Raw genomic sequence first — 19,347 nt, forward strand, 5'->3', positions numbered from 1 at the left:
ATTTTTCAATAATAATCTATAGGTTAGATAGCCTAGCAACCCAGAGATTAATGTCGATAACAAAACAATAAATCTTTATTGAACCTTAACAATCTGGAATTGCTGATTCGTACCACCATTATCTGTCCACTGGATTGCAGCTGCCCCGTCTGCCAGGGATTGTCCCGAAATATCAAGTACCTTGCCTGTGCTGCGGTTTTTCAATCTATAATAACCACCGCCCATACTAACCAACTGCCATTGCTGACTGGCCCAGCCGCCATCGTTCCACTGTTCAATAACAGCTCCATCTGCAGTAGAGCCATTCTCTACACCGATCAGCTTACCGCTTGAACGATTAATGATTTTGACATAACCGCCACCTGCATCCGTGATCTGCCACTGCTGACTGGTTGTGCCACTGTCTGCCCGCTGCTCCAGATCGGCACCATTATCCGCAGAACCACCGATGACATTAAGCAATTTATTGCTTTTGCGACTAATCAACTGATACGAAGCATTCGGGTCCCATACGTTAGTGTTATCCACTCCGGTTACGGAACCCGTGGCTGCATCGATGGTAACCGTGCTTGCCCAGTTCATTGCCAGACTGGTTGCACTAGGGAAAGACAACGGTAACCACACATACTTGGAGTCCTGCACTGGCCCGCTCCAGGCGCCCGCCCAGCGATCGCCCATGTAGAGATAGGATGTTGTCTGTGAGCCTTCCACGGGAAGCACATACGCCGATTGGGAACCATAGGTTGTACTATCCCCAAAGTTGCTCAGGCCGCTCCACGTGCCAGTTATGCTGGTAGCCGTTGCATACTTGGCTTGATTCGGATTCCATCCCGTAGCCCCGGATGTGATCAGGAAGTAGACGCCACCCTTTTTAAACATGGCAGGTGCCTCACGATACTGACCCGGCCATAGCGTCGTTACGAGCGATTCCACACCGAGAAAATCAGGAGTCAGCTTGTAGATATTCAGGTCAGCATTCACTTTGGTCGCCGAGATGAGATAAGCCGTTCCGTTGTCGTTGAATACCGTCATGTCTCTCGAATCATAGCCAAGCGGACGATAGCTGCCCACATACGTATAATTGCCATCCACTGTACTTGAGGTCGCTACCGCCACTCTCGCTTCACCATAGTCAACCCCGTTTTCCTTATGCATCCAAAGAACATACTTGCCTGTGGCACTGTTATAAATGACTTTCGGGCGTTCGATGTTGGAAATGTTCAGCTCGGCAGCCGAGCTGCTGGTAAGCACATCATTGCGATACTCCCAGTTTTTCAGATCTGCTGAACGATATACGGAAACCGCCTTGAACGTTCCATTAGGATTGCGGTTCTCTCCAAACCAATAATAATACCCGTTAGCCTTAATCATCCCGCCCCCATGGGCATGAATGACATTGCCGTTTGTATCCTTGAACTGTACCCCATTGGTCACACTGAGTGAAGCAGCGGAAGCCTGTTGTCCTGGAGCGACCAGCATACCTAGCGATTGTAGCGCCAAGATTAGAGCGAGCAGATAACAAAGGCGACGAATGAAGCGATGCGAATTTGTTTTCTTTTCCAACCAATACTCATTCATAGAACAATACACCTCCGTAATTTATTTATAAAGCGCTTACAATAAAATCGATACGTCTCTTCTTCCTCCGATCGATGATGCATTTCATAGATTACCGTTACTCAGACTGGCTCGGCACTCACCTCCTGATTACGATTGTATCCACGATCCTCCTGCTCGAATAGTGAACAATACGGCGGAACATGTACGATTAAACACTGAACTTATGGAGCGAACAGCAAAAAGACGCTTCATCCGAAGCGTCCTCTGTTATACACAAGCCAAATCCCTATAATATATGTTATTTCTTAATCTTCGTCGTCAAAATCCTGGTCAAACGAAAGCACTTTGCCTGTATTGGCATCGACGTCTACATCGGCTTCACCGTTTGCTGTTCTCAGTTCCACTTCATAAACATAACGGCCGTTATCATGATCCAGTTCGATTTCGGTTACTTTTCCGCCTGTCACCTGTTTCAGGGCAATGTTCGAAGCTTGTGCTTCTGTCAGTTTAACCTGTTTTGAAGCAGCTTGATTAGAAGAAGTACCTGCCACAGTCCCATTATAATCATCGTCGTCATCGTAATCTTCATCATCGACTACTGCAAGGATTTTACCTGTGTAAGCATCCAAACGAACGACAACATCATTACTACCTTTTTTATCGATTTCAACTTCATAGAACGTTTGGCCGTTTCTGCGCTCCAGATCCACATCATCCACTTTACCATCCGTTGCTTTCAAGGCTGCTTCTTTTGCCTGTGCGACCGTCAGCAATTTACCTGCGTTCTGGGTCTGTGTTACTGATTGTGTAGTGGACGTTTGCGTAGGCTGTACCGATTGTCCGTTTACACTCCCACTAGCCAGAGCGGCTGATCCTCCGAGCAACACCGCTGCCGACAAGCTGCCAATCCATAGTTTATGTTTGTTCATCATCATCATTCATCTCCTCGTTGTTGTTCTCGTTCTCGTCTACAGTTATAGAATAACCTGTACGAATGAGAGTTCAGCGAGAGTTAGATTAGAATTTGATGAGAAAATGAGTGAGAACCTCACAGAATGGCTTCTATACCTTTAATCATCGTCATCATCCCAAGTGACCGAACGAATCGCGCCTGAAATGGCATTCACCTGCACAATAGCCTCACGGCCGTCTTCCAGGTCAATTTCAACCAGATAATACGGATTGCCACTATTCGTTCCACGGAGTTCGATATCATCCACTTCACCAGAAATCCTAGCCAGCGCCTTCTGCTCTGCTTCTTTCTCGCTCAGAAATGAAGTCTTAGTGCCTTCCCCTGTCGTCGGGTCGGGTGAAGAGGATTCCAGCGTCTTTGAAGACTGTTTCTCTCCGGTATAGGGATCGATGGTCCATTGCTCCCGAGTATTGTCCTTCATCTTAAATACCGCCAGATACACCGGGATTCCCTGCTGCTCGACAAGTTCAAGCGACACCAGTTCGGCATCCGTTTGTTTCAGCAATTCCGTCTTGATTTGTTCCCGGCTCCATAACGTCTTCTCCTCGGCTTGTGGGTTGGACTCCAGCCGTTTAATGGAATTCACAGTTGCCGTAACCGCATCAACTTGTACGTCATACAGTCCGGTTTCTGAGCGGAGCTGCATGATGTAGGTTCCGTCCTTCAACGTGGAATTCACGATTTCTCCCGGATATTGATCCAAGACCGATTGGGCGGCTGCATCTGCTGTTAACATCACGCGGTCTGATTGCCATGGCTTCCACCACATGACCACTATAACGACAAGGAGAGCCAGTAGCCCCACACCCCACCAAAATGAACGTCTCGGCTTTGCCCATCCTTTGCGTCGTTGTTTTTCCCGTTTCATTTCCGGACGCCCCTCATGCTCTTCCATCATGGTTCCCCCTTACGTACTCTCTTATGATCCGAAATTGTACCGTGTTCACCAGTATATAAGAGAAGAATGAGATTTTCATGAGAGTGACCCGTTCTGTACGGATGTGGGCAAAATAATGGAAGCCTCGGTTCCCCTGCCCTCGGTGCTGCTCAGTTCAATACGTGCGCCCACGGCTTCTGCGATATCTTTGGCCAGGGACAGTCCCAAGCCCGAACCGCTTGCTCCGTCGCTGCGTGTTCTGGCCTGATCAACGCGATAGAACCGGTCAAACACCTTGGACAATTCCTCTTCACGCATGCCGATCCCCTTATCCACAATACGTATCCGACATTCCTGCCCCTTTGCCTCCAGCCGCACTTCAATAGCATCTTCACTATACTTACGAGCATTGTCCAGCAAAATAAAAAGCAGCTGCTTCAGCTTGCTCACATCGCTAATCGCCCATATCCTGCCTGGATCATCACAGTGGACTTCCCGATGATAGGCTTCGCGAAATGCACGTGTGGAATCCAGCGCAAGCCGGGTGATATCCACCCGCTCCAGCTGTACATTCCACTGCTCTGGCTGCTTTGCCAGCAATAGCAGCTGCTCGGTCATCTCTCGCATGCGCACGGATTCGGATAGAATCGCTTCTACCGCCTCATCGAATACTTCGGGTCGTTCCTTGCCCCTTCGTTGCAGCAGACTGGCATAACTTTCAATGATGGTAAGTGGCGTTTTCAGTTCATGAGAAGCATCGGAAACAAAGCGCTCCTGCCGCTCGAAGTTGGATTCGAGCAGATCCATCATGCGGTTGAACGTCTGCCCCATCGTTTTCAGCTCGTCCTTGGATTTTTCGTCGAGGGGAAGCCGCTTGAACTGACCGCTCGACTGGATATCACTCATCGTACGTGTCATCTGCTGGATCGGCCGTGTCATCCGGTTCGCCAGAATACGGCTGGAGATGATGGCCGGAATCAGCGCGATGATGGTCACGGCAACAAGAACCGTACGAAGCACAGACAGGCGATTCTCGGTATCCTCAATGCTCTCGGTGACTTGTAGATTCACCACTTCTCCGTCCGGCCAGATCACTGGAACAGAGACCCAGACATAACCGATTTGCTCAACTTGGGTATACTCGGATTTTTTTTCGCTTTCGTACTTGTAGGATAGCTTGCTCAGTTGCTCCTCAGCCGAGGTCGTCACCGGTGGGGAGCTGGTGCCGTCTTCATTGACGATCCGCAGCATGCCGTCCAGCGGCGCGTAGGCCCGGAGCAAGTCGTCCGGCGGAATGGAACCGGCAGACTGGCGCACTCCTTTTACAATAGACTCGGCCTCAGCCTCTACCCGCTTGATCTCGTTATCGATCGACATTCGTTCAAACACGATATACACCGACAGGTTGACGGCAATCAGCAGCACGGCGAACAATACGGACGAGTATCCGTAGATTTTGCTGCGCAGGCTCATACTTGCTCCTTCAGGACGTAACCAACACCCCGAACGGTATGTATTAAGGGTGGTGTGAATCCGTTATCGACCTTTTTGCGCACATAACGGATATACACATCCACCACATTGGTATCTCCATAATAATCGTATCCCCAGACGGCCTGAACAATCTGATCCCGGCTCAGCACCTGGCGCTGGTTTTGCAGCAGATACACCAATAGATCGAACTCACGCGGGGTAAGCTCAATCGATTGACCATCCCTGGATACCTCACGGGTTCCTTCATTCAGCTTCAATCCACCTGCGGTGAGCCAGCCTGTCTCACTCTCCGCCGTGTGCTCTGATGATTGCGCCGTGTCCCGTGGAACCGAAGAAGAAGAATGAGCAGCAGCCGATGCAGCACTCAGGCGCAGTGCAGCACGCACTCTCGCGAGCAGTTCTTCAATCTGGAACGGTTTTGTAATGTAATCGTTAGCTCCGAGATCGAGTCCCGAGACTTTGTCTTCCACAGAGTCTTTGGCTGTGAGCATCAGTATGGGCACGGTCGCATCTTTGGCACGTATCCGCCGCAGCACTTCAATCCCACTCAGACCCGGCAGCATAATATCCAGCAGAATCAGATCCCATTGCCCGTCCCCATACATCTCCAGCCCTTCCGTTCCGCTGCCTGCCTTGCCTACCTGATATCCCTCATACTGTAATTCCAGTTCAAGCAGGCGTGCAATTTTGGGCTCATCCTCGATCACCAGCACGGCTTCATTCATGCAGAGCTCCCCCTCATTCCGTCATTCCATTCTCCCGTTATATTACAATACGAATTACAATTTACCTAAGGCATCCTCTACCAAGTCATCCCCAGCAATCAGATCAAAAGCCATTCGATACGTCTTCTCCTCCTGGAGGGAAGCAGCGATGACACGAGCCACGTCTTCACGTGGAATACTTCCCGGTTTCAGATCTGTTCCTACAGAGATTTTGCCGGTGCCCGGTTCATTTTTCAAACCGCCAGGACGGATAATGGTGTAATTCAGATCACTTGCGAACAACGCCCGATCAGCATAATGCTTCGCCACGTAATACGGCTTAATGGCGTCCGACCATTTCTCCCGTTGATCTGCCCCAAACGCACTGACCAAAATATATCTGGTAATTCCCTGCTGCTGTGCAGCCTCCATTGTTTTCACTGCACCATCGAGATCAATGAGCAATGTTTTGTCTTCGCCCGTAGATCCACCGGAACCCGCTGTAAATACAATGGCATTGTGATCTTTCATTGCCTCGGCTAGATCATCCACGCCGCCTTCCAAATCGCCAATTACGACATTGGCACCAAGCTGCTTAAGTAGGTCTGCCTGCTCCGGTTTGCGAATCATCGCGGTGACCTGATGTTTCCCTTCCTCCACCAGTTGCTGCACCAGAAATTTGCCGATTTGTCCGTTCGCTCCAATGACTAATACGTTCATATGTCATTCTCCTCTCGGTTTTCCTTTTATAAGCTAGCTTTTATAAAACAGACTTGTCTTTAATTTAAACGAAAGCCGACGCTTCTAAGCGCCGGCTGCTATGTATTACTACCGTTCAGCGCATCTGGCAAGATGCGGATAACATGTCTTTCCTTTAATATACCATACACCCTATACGGTTATACCGAGCACTTTTTTCTTCAATATATATCTGATAACAACGGTTATACTTCCGCATTCACTTCATGGAACTTAGCCCCTATGCCAAACGGATGCTGGTTAAAAATAAAAAAAGGCACCCCAAATGGGGTGCCTTTCTGTTGCATGGCATACAGGTATTAGTAAGCCAGTGCAAACAAGCCGTGAATATGAGCAAGGTAACGGATGTTACTTGCTTCTTTCATCATGGTTGCTGGCAGACCTTTCAGACGAGTCTGGTTGCCACCGATCATGCCGACAGCATCCTTACGACCCAGACTTCCCAGTGTACCGGAGAATACTGGTGTGAAGGATTCCATTGCGCCACCTTTGAACATTACGCCCAAGTTGTGACCAATAGTTTCACCCATTTGCCAAGCCAATTGTGCTGTTGGAGGGTATGGACGAGCGCCTTCGCTAGGGAAGACCACTGCGCTGTCACCAGCAACAAACACGTCTTTATGGGATGTGGATTGCAGTACTTCCGTAACTTTCGCACGGCCACGATCCACTTCAATTCCGCTGTTGGCAACAACTGCATTACCTTGAACGCCGCCTGTCCATACGAGTGTGTTCGTAGGGATCGAGCTTCCGTCTTTCAGCAGAACTTCATTTTCTTTCATTTCGGTAATCGCTACGCCAACGATGAAGTTAACGCCACGTTTTTCCAGACTCGATTTTGCACGCTCAACCAGTTCTGGCGGGAATCCTGCCAGGATGGAAGGACCTGCTTCAACCGTGTACAGGGAAACTTCTTTGAAGTCGATACCTTTTTCTTGGCATACAGCCGGAAGAAGGTCAGCGAATTCACCAACAAGCTCGATACCTGTCAAACCACCGCCACCGATAACAAACGTAGCGTCTGCTTTGTTGCCGGATTGTTTGTAAGCATCCAAACGAGCTTCCACGTGTGCACGAATGCGGTTAGCATCGCTAACGGATTTCAGCGTGAAGCTGTACTCCTGCAATCCCGGAATTCCGAAGAATGCCGTTTCACTGCCCAAGGCAACAACGAGTGCATCGTAAGAGTAAGTAGAACCGCTGGTCATGAGAACTTTTTTCTCGTCCGGCTTGATTGTATCCACCGTATCGATTTTCAAGTTCACATTTTTACCACTCAGCAATTTTTCGAGTGGAAGGGCAACTGCTTTTTCAGCAATGCTTCCTGCTGCAAGACGGTGCAGTTCCGTAATAATTTGGTGCGTAGGGTAACGGTTCACGACTGTAATAGTCGCTTCTTCCGGTGTCAGGTATTGACGCGCAGTCAGCGCAGTCAACAGACCACCGTAACCTCCGCCCAAGATCAAAATTTGCTTCGACATATCCATCCTCCGTTCTTCTAATCTTAACGTTGCTGTTGTTGACGCTCGTTCAGGATGCTCAGGAATGATTGAGCAAAACGCAGCGTTTGTTGTACGTTTGGATCTTTAAGCATTTTGAGCATAGCGAACAAACCAACCGAAGTTTGCTCGGCTTGCGCACGATCACTTGCTTCGATGGCAGCAGAAGCTACACCTTTAGCTTTGTCTACAACAGGTTTAGCAAACTCGCCCATTGCGCTCATTGTGTCGCTGATCAGAACTTTGTCTGTAGCTACGCTTTGTGCAAAGTCATAAGCTTTGGTCATTGCAGTGACCATTTCAGCCAGTTTAGGCAGGTTCTCCACCAGAACGGTCAGAGACTCCTGTACCTCAGGCTTCATCAATTGATCCAGTACGTCCAAGGACTGGCGTTGGGAAACGTCGGCACCTTCTGTAACCGGCACCTCTTGTTGAGTAGGCGATTGTGACATAAGAGAAAGTCCTCCTTTACTTTGGGATAGAAGTCCGCGACTTTCATGATGCCTGTCAAGCAGAGCCGAACCACAAATACATCCAATACAACTAAATGTACCAAATTTCACACAATAGAATGAGCATAGCCCAAGGGCCGTTCCCACATCGTGTATTGTATCTTGGGTCTATTGCGGACAACATGTGTTGACGCAAAACGACAAGCAGGCCGAAACCGAACTCTATACCCCTATATTACACCTCTTACACATGAACATGAAAAAGAAATTTTTTACACTTGTGAAGATATTGTGAACATTGTAACAAAATCGATTTTTTTGTCAAGCATTGCGGTCGGTTTAAAATCGATTATTCTCCTGTCCCAGATCCGTAATCCTACCACATGTGGTATGAAGACAAGACCCCATATGACCATATGTGCGATATGTACACAAGGAAGGATTTTTTCAACTGAATTTTACAGGAATTGTTTTCCAAAACCATGAATTTCATGCAACGAAATTGGTCACTGTCGTTATTATGCAGCTAGGGGTGCAGCCTTATTCCTGAAATGACATCATTTCTTGTTCAAGTATGAACCTATCCGGGCATGAAAGCAAAAAAGTCAGAAAGAAGGCCTGACGGATCGTCCGGCCTTCTGATATTTCTTTCACTGTTTGCCTGATCTGATCGTTACATGTAGGTCACACCATAACCATTTCTGGGGAATGCTGATCCATTTCTTCAAGCAACGCTTGTATTACAATGACAGCAGCCCGCTCCAATTCCTCCACCTCCAGAAGTATCGAGATAGCCTGATCGGCATGAAGCTTCTCATTAGGCAGTCCTCCATCTGGAAAAGGAAAACACTGCTTGAGCATATTTAACCTTTGGGACATGTTTCGATATAACTCTTCCGCCTGAAGACAGAGTGGAATCAAGCTGGAATGGAGGGGAGTCGAAGCCCACTTTACAGAAAGTACTTTGAAAAACTCACTTGCATAACGTCTTGCATCCCACAAAACCGCAAGGTTATAGGCATGACCGTTCGGTTCTACCCGTCTATATTCTAGGGCTTCTCTCCAGACCGAATAGGCAGCCAGACCACTGACCGTGTTCGGCAAGGTATACGGGTCCTCCCCACGATAATGAGCCAAAACATCTGTCAGTGCTGCGCGCAGGTTCATTTCTCGTATCATGCCATCTGATTCCGCTGTCAGTACAAATACTTCCTGATTCACACCCCGCCCTACATGATCATAGGGAATTGTTCCTGATTTAATGAAATCTGTACCGTATAAGGTTCGAACTGCATCATCATAGCCATAGATCAATCCGAATTCGGGAATATTCAGGTCCCATACGACGGCCGGAATTCCCCGATGAATGGAGTAACGAATCAGGGAGAGGGCCCGAACTAGCCTTGGATTTAGCAACCTTTTCCCTTTCGCTTTCTCCTCTAGCATCGAAGGATCGACCAGATTGGCATTGAGCCCCGCTTCGCTCGCCAAAGCCTCAACCGCATGGGAACGATAACCCATATGGTGCAATCCTCGGGTAAGCACCTCTTTGAAGTTATAGGCGGTGGGGCCAGCGATATGTATGTCCTGAGGCAGGATGGTCAGACGAAAAGAAAGTCCAATCATCCCCATAACCATGGGGAGAGATGGAGATGAACCGATATAACCTAACATCTCGTGAATGGATGCTGCTGCCGAGTTCCAGGTTTGGGGAGCTCGAAATGAAAGGGGTTCCTCCAAAATCAATCGATTTTGTCCGATTGAATGCCACTCTGCCAGCATTTCTTCTACAGATAAATGAATATGAAGCTGCGACACTTTTTTACGTGAACGGGACAGAATTTGATACACATTAGCACTTGTCAGATTGAATTTGCAGGCAATTTCCTGCGGCGACAGCTGCTCCATCCAATACGATGCAAAGACCTGTTGCTCTCTCTCATTCAGACAACCTAGCAGCTTGTGGAGATTGTTCCTCATTTCCTGCTGAGCAACAGCTTGATATGGATCATAGCCTGTTTCCTGCGATCTCCGCTCGGCGTCGTTCAGAAGATGGTTCAGCGTCATGTCGAGCGAGTCTTGATCGCTCCACGAGGCATCATCGGCTCCAAATCCAAATGCAAAGAACGAAGAAAAATGTTGTTCCCGCTGCTGCTCTCGGCGCTGCATATGTGAATACGCCTGATTACGCACAATGCGCTGCATCCAGGCCATAAAACGGTCAGCATTCTGAAGCTGTCTCATATGAATGAACGCACGAATAAGCCCATCCTGTAAAATGTCTTCTGCGAGATAAGAATCATGCGTAAGTGCTCGCACATAACGGAACAATTGTCCGCGGTAACGGTGAATCAACTCACCAAAGGCCTCTGTATCCCCAGTTTGGGCTCGTTGGATAAGCGCAATGTCCGACTCCTTTTGCCGATTCTCGAATGTTTCATCTTGCCCTGAGCTGATATGGCGATGATTAACAGTTAATTCGTCCATGTGATTTTCCTTTCTCATAGCCTCGCTTCACTTCCATTACTCCATCTTCAAAATAGCAGCTTCGATCATGGCTTCTGTCTCCGCAAGCGCCTCCATGATTGTCGCAGCAGCCTCCCAGTTCCGGGAGACAAGACGGGATTGGCATTCCCCGAATTGGCGGGATTGTGCGTATTTCAAAGCAGAAAGGTCAGGATGGATTGTTTTAAAAAACAAGCCATAATCATGGGCACGACGCGCGCCTACTGGCAGAGCAAAATACACATAATGAGCCCACTCATTACCATCAATTGCTCCAGCACGAACCTGTTCCGCCTTATGTAGAATTGCTGAAACTCCGGTTCGTCCTTCCTGTGCAGCAATATCATGGATCTGTGTAAGGGTTGATTTGAACCAAGAAAAAGCACGGCGGTTAATCTCCTCCAGATCAGGCTGTTCAATGCGTTCAGGACTCCACCATCGTCGATACACACCGCTACTCCACGGGAATTCAGACTTCCATGCTTCCTCAAGTGTATCCAATGTCAGGAAGACATTCGGGAATCCAGCCGGGTCATGCAGGCATATTTCATCGCCCTCCATGCTCAACGCCACTACATAATGATCGGAACCACCCAGGTTGGGAAAGTTGGGATTGTAGACGAGTTTGCCCATATCCAGCGGACCCATCATCATAGGACCCTGCTTCAAGGCCTCTCTTAGCTCATCTACAGGCATCTCTGTACCCCGTGATTGCACACTTTCACGCACACTAAACCCCAGAATGCTCATCGCTTTGCTGATGGCCAGATCAGGACTAGAGGTACAATTATCAAAAAAGAGAAGGTCTTCCTGCGTTCGAAAGGCCCCTAGTGAAAAGCCACCGACGGTTTCAAGCAGACCAGGGTCTACCTTTTCTCCAATGGACGACAGCAGCATTGAAGCTGAATTGGCGTAGCAATATGCACCATTTCCAATATAATTGCTCATATCATAACATCCTCTCATTTCTTTAATGAAGCACGCGATCATGCAATGCCTATACTTATATTGACTCTTCGTACAGATCATTTCTGACAGAATATTCAGAACAAATTTCTGCCCGCATGAACTAGCGAACGTTTAGAATGCGGACATCCCGGTTAATAAGGACTACACCAGAAACGAAGGAGATGTTCGATATGAGTAACTCAACTAGCGATAAAATCAAAGCAGGCGTAAACAAGGCCAAAGGCGAAGTGAAGGATCAGGTCGGTAATGCAACTAACAACAGATCCCTTCAGGCTGAGGGCAAAAAAGACAAAGCCAAAGGTGCTGTGCAGGACAAAATTGCTGATGTAAAAAAACATCACTAGATCCATTCGTTAAACGTGAACACGCACGACGATTCGTGCAGTAAATATAGAATCTTTGCCCGACCGTCCATATCGGTTGAAAGCCGGGATTCGACGGGGGCGCAAAAAAGCCAAGGAAGGTGTTATTCACTACACCCTTCCCTGGCTTTTTTTGTCCTATTTAGATAGCCGGAACTGCATATCTTGCCATATCGATAATAAAACTGCGTGCTTCTCTTGTCGTGTGGTATTCACGGCTGAATTGTCTTACCCATTCGGGATGTTCCTGATACCATCGAAAGGTCTGCTCCAGTCCCTGCTCCAGCGTCGTCTGGGGGAACCATCCGGTCTCTGACCGTAACTTTCCAGAGTGAACGACCAGACTCGAACCCCTGGACTGGGTGGGCTCCTGCTCTCGAATCTCCGCCGTTCCATTAGAAGTATGCAATTGTTGCAATTGAGCTCCGATCTCTTGCATGGTCGTTCCTTGCCCCGTCGAAATGTTATAGATCTGCTGATCTTGTCCATTCAGCATAATCTGTTCAATCGCTCGCAGCGCATCATCCACATACAGAAAATCACGTACAGCTGATCCCTGAATATCCAGAGGAAGGCCGTCCATCATTCGGCCAAAATTACGCGGGATAATCCGATCCGGCAACTGCCAAGGACCATAGAGATTGGTTAAACGAAATATTTTTACAGGAAGCTGGTAACATTGAGCGTAGGATCTTGCGAGCATCTCACAGGCTACTTTGGAAGCGGAATAAGGGGATACCGGAGCATATTCATCGGATTCGTGATACACTCTGCCCATCTCCCCTCCGTATACCTCAACGGATGAAGCCAGTACCACGGGAATATGGTGATCGGAAGCGTATTGCAGAATGGCCTGTGTACTGAGGGTGTTGTTACGAAACACTTCTCCGGGGTGATGATACGAATAATCTACGTGCGGCATCGCTGCCAGATGAATAATATAGTCTGTTTCGTGCGGCAAGCTGAATCTGTCCTTCGCGAGATCACAACAGATAAAGGCCATCTCATGAAGTGGAGAGCTATGAACAAGCCTCTGACAATAATCATCCTGGTCCACCAGGGTGATTCGATGTCCCTTTTGCGCCAAATACTGAGAAAGGTTAAATCCTACAAAACCAGAAGCCCCTGTAATGGCAATATTCAAGCACATTCCCCCTTGGATTAATACAACAAGTTCACTGAAGAGAGTCTATGTTCTGATTATAACCTTATAGTGATACATTTTGTATCATTTTACAATTGTTTTTTGTTCTTCTCCAGAAATAAACGGGTAATGCCATAGAGAGGTGATATTTACGATGAAAGAGGACATGAACAATGTACAGACAATGTTGTTCCAGGACGATGGTGTGATCCCCAATCATCCAAGTCTGCCTGTACTTCTGTATAAGGGGATTTGGGCAACAGATTCCTCTCGTGCAGAGTCGTTGCTGAACCAAAACGGATGGGGAAACAGCTGGATTAACGGCGTGTTTGATTATCATCATTATCACAGCAATGCTCACGAAGCACTTGCAGTGGTGAGTGGTTGGGTTGAGCTCATCCTTGGTGGAGAACATGGAAAGGTTGTGCGCCTTCAGGCAGGAGATGTCGTCGTATTACCTGCGGGAACCGGACATAAGCGGCGGAGTGCGAGCCTGGATTTCCGCATTTCAGGGGCCTATCCAGGTGGCATGAGTTATAATACCCGAACGGGTGAACCGGGAGAGCGTCCCAAAGTTCTGCGTGAAATTCAGGAGGTTCCCACCCCGGATACCGATCCGGTCTATGGGCAAGAGGGGCCACTATTGGAGTTATGGAAACAGAATAAGACATGAAAGAATAATGGACTGCTCCGGGATAAAAAAACTACCGGGAACAGTCCATATTTCGGTCACTGAGGGAGCCTCACACTGTATAATCGCATGGCATGCGGCTTCCCTTCCATCTCAAGCTGTCCTTGTAAGATCAACTGTCGAACACGGTATTCAATGAATGCGTCTCCGACAGCTTGTTCGAGATGGCCCAGCACCTCACCTACGACGCGGGCTGATTTTATAAACTCGCCATGCTGTCTGGTTAACGTAACCTCTCTAGCCTTCTGCATAATGTACTCGTCAATCGCGTCTTCGGGCACGCTCTGAATCTGCCCATCCTTCATTAATCGCAGAAGTCCAGGCTGTACAGCCAGATTCCCCCACTCTTGCTCAATGTGTTTTCGTTCCTCCACAGACAACGGTTCAGCATTCACACGGTGTTGCCACATCGCTAACAACTTCTCGGAAAAAATTTCACCTGTTCTAGGAACATCATACTGAACTTCAGAAGGGTTGAATAATTCCCGATACAATGCACCGGTATCGATCAAATAAATAGGCCCCAGCCTTTTACGAAGCAAATGCATGGCATATAAAAGCCCCGTTCTCTCATGAGCATTATTCGCATACCAGATGATGATTCGCGTATCTTCATCAATTGAACTCAACATGTTGTTTAATTGAATCAGCTCATCCATGCCTTGGACGGCATATCTTCCATGCTCATTCCAATAGAATTTCTCAAGTAACCAGAGGTGCCTGCGGTGTAAATCCGCCTTGTTCGTCAAATCGCCCAATGGACCGATCGCATAGTAGTCATTCATAGAGAAAAACCGCCGCTCCGAGCGCCCTGGAACTTTGCCCATCGCAACCTTAATGCTGCCTAGCGGCGATTCTCCAATTGCTATATGAATTTCACGTGGTTTTTGTGCCTTTAGTGCCTGTTGCTCCGCTTTCTCCCGGTTCCGATTCTCGTCCAATGTATTAAATATCGACTGAATTTTTGTTGCAAAATGAACAGAATGTTCTTCCGCTGACTGATCACTGACTGCCATATCTGCGCTGAGATAGAGCGTACGCAATAACGAACGCAGCTCGTCCTCATCCATACGGTACAGCTCCTGATCAAAATCAAAGACATTGTCAATCATGTTTATCCCCCTCTAAACAGTCTGAACAGATGGTCATCTCCACACTTAACCATTCAAAATCGAGTACGTATTTGTATCATCGTAAGTTTACGAAGAAATAGACTTTCCAGAGGAGTGACTCCGTTCATTCATTTCCTCACGATTGGATGACGAACGGGTGAAGTGCCGCTCCAACTTCCGACTTGCCCACAGGGATACTGCGATAAACAGCAACACGCCGCCCCAGCGCACAGGGTGTTCCATAAACTGAGCTACATTGGAACCGATATACGTCACACAGAAAATCATAATGGCTTTGCCAAAACTCACCGCGAGCAGGAAGGACGTTAATCTCATCCGTGCGATACCTGCCGCAACATTGATAATCACGAACGGACCCACTGGAAATATACTCAACAAAAACACATAGCTGAACGCATTCCGCCGAATCCATACCATACTGCGCTGCACACGGGGTTTGTTGGCCCAACGTTCCACAAAAGCCGATTTCCCAATTTCTCGTACAATCAGGAACGTAACGGTACATCCCAGGACCATCCCGATCCATGAATATAAAAATCCAGCCCATAGCCCGTACACTGCTCCGTTAACCCCAACAATGAGCAGTGTAGGTAGCGGGGGCACGAATGATTTCATAAAGGTAAGCAAAATTGCAGGTAAAGGGCCCAGGGAGCGGAACTTCTCCAGCCAAAAACGAATATTCTCTTCCGTAATATAGGACATGATGTCCAAAGATGCCGGGTTCATCTGCTTCCCTCCAATCTATACAGTTCAAATTTTCTAAAGATGTGGTGCCCATTATAAAATACATCTGGTAAACCGATGTGAAGTTTCACGACTCACTTCTCCCCAGTATAACGTACATATGAGCGCTGTACCGTTGTCAATTTGAAGAAATTTCACCAGCGACGCTGAAAAACAAAAAAGCACACCCTGACCTGTTCAGTCTTGGTGTGCTCTATATATCGGATACCCGCTTGAAATCATTGGTTAACAAGCCTAGGGCAGTATTTGTATTTCGCATAAACCGTTTATTCTAGCTGAGCTTCCTGCATTGCCAATTCATTCAGCTCTTCCTGATGCGCAGCATTCCACTCGGGAATACCGGAACGCATGAATTCCTCGGCATCCATCGCTGCTTTGGACTGATTGCACAGATTGCAGGCGCAGACACAGTTAAGTGGGGTGGTATGCCCACCTTTGGCCCGCGGCAGAAGATGGTCAATCGTATCTCCATACGATCCACAGAAGTAACAGGTATAGTTATCACGGGTCAAAATAAACCGTTTGAAATCCTTGTTGCTAAACAATCGGCGGATCGTGTACCGATTAACTACAACAGCGGCTTTTTCCTTGACCAGCGTGACCGCCAGCTCCATATCCACTTCCTGATGCCAGCGCCGCCCTTTGTCCGTCTTGCCACGCATGCGCACCATGCCCTGCCGGTTCGTCCGAAGCGATGCCGGATCTTCCGGATCAATCGCTACAGGCACCGCCGGTGCATGACGGCGGGTACGACTTTCCGTTCCAGCCCCATGACTGCGGCTGGAATGTACTGGCGCCCGCTGCCCGGATGATCCGGCGCGGGCTGTGTCTTCGCCGCCCGCCTTAGGCGCACGCTCCTTGCGTGCCGAGCGCGGCTTCGACCCGGGCGAGCCTGGCTGGCGCCCGGGTGCAGGAGGCGCAGCCTCCATGTCCGTGCCCGGTGCTTGGCCGGGCACGGGCTTTGCAGCAGCGGCAGGCTGTGCGGCCGCTGCGGGGGGGCCGACGACCGAGGCATCGCCACGGTCGCTCAGGTTCGGCGCACTGGCCTCAGCTATGCTGCGGGCCTGTCCTGCGCCGGACGGCAGCGCGGCAGCACGTTTGCGGCGCCGCTTGCGTTTGCGCTTGGCTGCGGTCGGCTGATCCGCAGCCTTTGGCTCTGCTGCCGGGCCTTGCGGCTTAGCTGGCAGCAGAGCCTTGGCCGCCGCAATCTCCTGCTCGGCGGCCTGATCCGTGCCAGCGGCTAGACGCGCGCGGGCACGCTTCGCAGATGGATCAGCATTCGCTGTATGCACCTGCGAATCCCTGTCTTGCAGATCAGCCCCCGTCTGAGGCTGATCTACAGTCTCGCTCTCCTTGTCAGTTCGGGAGAGCGATTCCGTTTGCTCTATACCAGACTGAAGCTCTGGACGCTTTGCTTTTCTCCTCCTTCTCCTCTTCTTGCGGTTGCCCGAAGACGAAGAGACAGTTGAAGAAGCAACGAATTCAGCCGTTTCACCTTCCATCGAAGAAGATGACCCCACCGGCGGCTGTGACTCGCCGTGTCCTTCTGAAGCAGCAGCAACAGAAGGCGTACCAATTGCTGGATCGACGCTCCGTTCTGCTGTATGACTTGCAGGTGCAGAAGGTCGGGCAGTCCCAGCACCTTTATGACTCTTTACCGACTCATCCTCAGGCCGGAGTGAGTTGTTATTGTTATCCGCTTGTCCACCGAGCTGACGACAGTAGCGACAAGCGCCACGTCTGGCTCCAGGGCCAGCCCGCTTTCCGGTTCTTCGTCGGAATTCGGACAAAGGACGCTTTTGCCCGCAGTACATACATGTCTTGGTCAGTTGCGCTTCATGTTCCGTCATTTCCTGCCGGAAAGGGGCCGAGCCCATCTCCATGTTGTCACCTCGGTTCCGTATGAATCCGGTTTCTTTCTATTGTATCACATCTGCTCGCCAACACACTCATAGCCAGATGTCCCATAGTCTTTTGTCTTGTACTCCTGGGTCTGCCCCACGCATTCGTGAAGGATGTGTTCCACGTATTCCAATATATCTTGCATCGGTTTCCCGCATTGTTCACATGTTGTCATTGTTCTCACCTTAATCCTGTTCTTAAAGTTATCTGCTTATCAAATGATAAAATGTGTTCCGCCTTCTCATTACCCTTCGCGTGCAAAAAAGAAACATCCGTTCCCCATATATGAATTAAATCCGCAATCAAAAAACCGTTTCCTGCTCAACCCTAATGGTCGACCAAGAAACGGTTTATTATTCCTGTATTGGCATAAATATTTTAACGAACGTCGAGTTGTCCCGAGTTTTGTTGCGGTACCAGACGAGGCTTTGGTTTTGGCAAATTGCCGAAAATCACCCATGCAAATGGAACGAATCTTGCAGTGAGTCCAACCACAATCCAAGATGCGATCAACGCCACACCAAAACCTCCCGCGTACCAGAGGTGAATCAGCCAGGAAACCCCGGTTTGTGGTGGATAATTCCGATAGACCAAGAGGAAGAATGGATGTATCAGATAAATACCAAAGGACAATGCCCCAAGCCGATTGAGTGGCTTAACGATCAGCGATGGTCCTTTACGATAAAGCAGGTACGCAATCTGAATGAGCACCAGCGCACAGGCGAACGTATGCAGATTCCAGAAAAACTCGTACCACAGCGTGTTATACGTCGCAATCTTCAGGCGCAACAGATAATAAATATATACATGGCCGAGTCCGGCAAAAATCCATACCGCCCACAGCACAATCCATGAAACTACACGAGCCTTGGTTGCATTTTCCCGACTAATGACAAACCATTGTTTAATCTTCGGAAAATATACTCCGATAAAAGCACCCAGCATGAAGTAGGAAAAGTACGAAAATGCCCAACTTCCCTTGTTCGGCACCTGGAAGCCATATTTATTACTTACGATAAATGCCCACTGAATGAGCAACCCAATCGGTACCGACCATTTGACGACTGAGGGATATTTCTTAAGCAGCCACAATACCAACGGGAATAACAGATAAAATTGCATGTTGATAAATACAAAGTACAGATGCGTATACGCCTTGCCCGTGAACAGTTTCGTTATGAAACTTACTGCTGATTCACCGAACGGACGGCCCTGATAGTGGGTGAAGTGCAGGATTACAAAATACATTAATGAAAATAGGAAATAGGGCAGTAAAATGTAAACAAATCTTTTTTTGTAAAAGTTGCTGACCAGCTTCTTATCGAGCGGACGAGAATAATAATTATAGAACAGTACAAAACTGCTCATGAAAATAAACGTTGGTGTACCATATTTCATAAAAATATTAATAAAATTGTACAGCCAGTAATACCCTGAACCTGTCATGTCCACCGTCGCGTATGAAGTGGAATGCACACACAGCACACCGATGATAGCCATTGCCCGTACGAGATTCAGCTCTGGGATTCGCTCTCTTTTGATGGTTTCACTCATAATTAGCGTTTCTCCTTAATATGTT

Annotated in this window: 17 protein-coding genes; 2 read left to right on the forward strand and 15 right to left on the reverse strand. The window is 48.5% G+C overall.

The genetic code is table 11. From position 1 onward, the window contains the following. Positions 1-75: 75 nt before the first annotated feature. From HP548_RS13000 to HP548_RS13045, 10 genes are all read right to left on the reverse strand, one after another. The gene (locus HP548_RS13000; RefSeq protein ID WP_175381905.1) at positions 76-1,578 is read right to left on the reverse strand and encodes an RICIN domain-containing protein; all 1,503 of its coding nucleotides are present in this window, start codon (positions 1,576-1,578) and stop codon (positions 76-78) included. 287 nt (positions 1,579-1,865) lie between these two features. Beyond that, a complete protein-coding gene (locus HP548_RS13005) occupies positions 1,866-2,492 on the reverse strand; it encodes a PepSY domain-containing protein (RefSeq protein WP_175381906.1) in 627 nt (208 codons plus the stop codon). Positions 2,493-2,630: 138 nt separating this feature from the next. Next, entirely contained in the window at positions 2,631-3,428 is a 798-nt protein-coding gene (locus tag HP548_RS13010; protein WP_175381907.1) for a PepSY domain-containing protein, read from the reverse strand. Between the two features lie 78 nt (positions 3,429-3,506). After that, positions 3,507-4,883, reverse strand: coding sequence for a sensor histidine kinase (locus tag HP548_RS13015; RefSeq protein WP_175381908.1), 1,377 nt, complete (start codon positions 4,881-4,883; stop codon positions 3,507-3,509). Continuing rightward, positions 4,880-5,629, reverse strand: a complete 750-nt coding sequence (locus HP548_RS13020) for a response regulator transcription factor (RefSeq protein WP_099857956.1) — start codon at positions 5,627-5,629, stop codon at positions 4,880-4,882. The genes HP548_RS13015 and HP548_RS13020 overlap by 4 nt, the downstream gene beginning before the upstream one ends. Positions 5,630-5,683: 54 nt before the next feature. Beyond that, positions 5,684-6,328, reverse strand: a complete 645-nt coding sequence (locus tag HP548_RS13025) for an SDR family oxidoreductase (RefSeq protein WP_076287363.1) — start codon at positions 6,326-6,328, stop codon at positions 5,684-5,686. Positions 6,329-6,666: 338 nt separating this feature from the next. Further along, entirely contained in the window at positions 6,667-7,848 is a 1,182-nt protein-coding gene (locus tag HP548_RS13030; RefSeq protein WP_076287362.1) for an NAD(P)/FAD-dependent oxidoreductase, read from the reverse strand. Positions 7,849-7,871: 23 nt separating this feature from the next. Beyond that, positions 7,872-8,318, reverse strand: a complete 447-nt coding sequence (locus tag HP548_RS13035; protein ID WP_024629786.1) for a DUF1641 domain-containing protein — start codon at positions 8,316-8,318, stop codon at positions 7,872-7,874. A 684-nt stretch (positions 8,319-9,002) separates the two neighbouring features. Beyond that, positions 9,003-10,805, reverse strand: coding sequence for an RNA polymerase sigma factor (locus tag HP548_RS13040; protein ID WP_175381909.1), 1,803 nt, complete (start codon positions 10,803-10,805; stop codon positions 9,003-9,005). A gap of 36 nt (positions 10,806-10,841) precedes the next feature. Further along, a complete protein-coding gene (locus HP548_RS13045) occupies positions 10,842-11,771 on the reverse strand; it encodes a cysteine peptidase family C39 domain-containing protein (RefSeq protein ID WP_175381910.1) in 930 nt (309 codons plus the stop codon). A gap of 191 nt (positions 11,772-11,962) precedes the next feature. Here HP548_RS13045 and HP548_RS13050 point away from each other — a divergent pair, with 191 nt between their 5' ends. Further along, complete coding sequence (locus HP548_RS13050; protein ID WP_076287359.1) at positions 11,963-12,136, forward strand: CsbD family protein; 174 nt, start codon at positions 11,963-11,965, stop codon at positions 12,134-12,136. A 160-nt stretch (positions 12,137-12,296) separates the two neighbouring features. On the opposite strand, the gene HP548_RS13055 is transcribed toward HP548_RS13050, so the two are convergent. After that, positions 12,297-13,304, reverse strand: a complete 1,008-nt coding sequence (locus HP548_RS13055; RefSeq protein WP_175381911.1) for an NAD-dependent epimerase/dehydratase family protein — start codon at positions 13,302-13,304, stop codon at positions 12,297-12,299. A gap of 148 nt (positions 13,305-13,452) precedes the next feature. Between HP548_RS13055 and HP548_RS13060 the strand changes: the two genes are divergently transcribed. Then, positions 13,453-13,971, forward strand: coding sequence for a cupin domain-containing protein (locus HP548_RS13060; RefSeq protein ID WP_246318051.1), 519 nt, complete (start codon positions 13,453-13,455; stop codon positions 13,969-13,971). A 56-nt stretch (positions 13,972-14,027) separates the two neighbouring features. Here HP548_RS13060 and HP548_RS13065 read toward each other — a convergent pair whose 3' ends face one another. From HP548_RS13065 to HP548_RS13080, 4 genes are all read right to left on the reverse strand, one after another. After that, positions 14,028-15,101 (reverse strand): DUF1835 domain-containing protein, encoded by a 1,074-nt coding sequence (locus HP548_RS13065; protein ID WP_175381912.1) that lies wholly within the window; start codon positions 15,099-15,101, stop codon positions 14,028-14,030. An 87-nt stretch (positions 15,102-15,188) separates the two neighbouring features. Further along, positions 15,189-15,848 (reverse strand): TVP38/TMEM64 family protein, encoded by a 660-nt coding sequence (locus tag HP548_RS13070; RefSeq protein WP_175381913.1) that lies wholly within the window; start codon positions 15,846-15,848, stop codon positions 15,189-15,191. Between the two features lie 284 nt (positions 15,849-16,132). Then, the gene (locus HP548_RS33930; RefSeq protein WP_343054835.1) at positions 16,133-17,716 is read right to left on the reverse strand and encodes an HNH endonuclease; all 1,584 of its coding nucleotides are present in this window, start codon (positions 17,714-17,716) and stop codon (positions 16,133-16,135) included. A gap of 430 nt (positions 17,717-18,146) precedes the next feature. After that, positions 18,147-19,322 (reverse strand): acyltransferase, encoded by a 1,176-nt coding sequence (locus HP548_RS13080; protein WP_064641670.1) that lies wholly within the window; start codon positions 19,320-19,322, stop codon positions 18,147-18,149. Positions 19,323-19,347 lie beyond the last annotated feature (25 nt).

It is taken from the genome of Paenibacillus taichungensis (assembly GCF_013359905.1).
Classification (GTDB): Bacteria; Bacillota; Bacilli; order Paenibacillales; family Paenibacillaceae; genus Paenibacillus; species Paenibacillus taichungensis.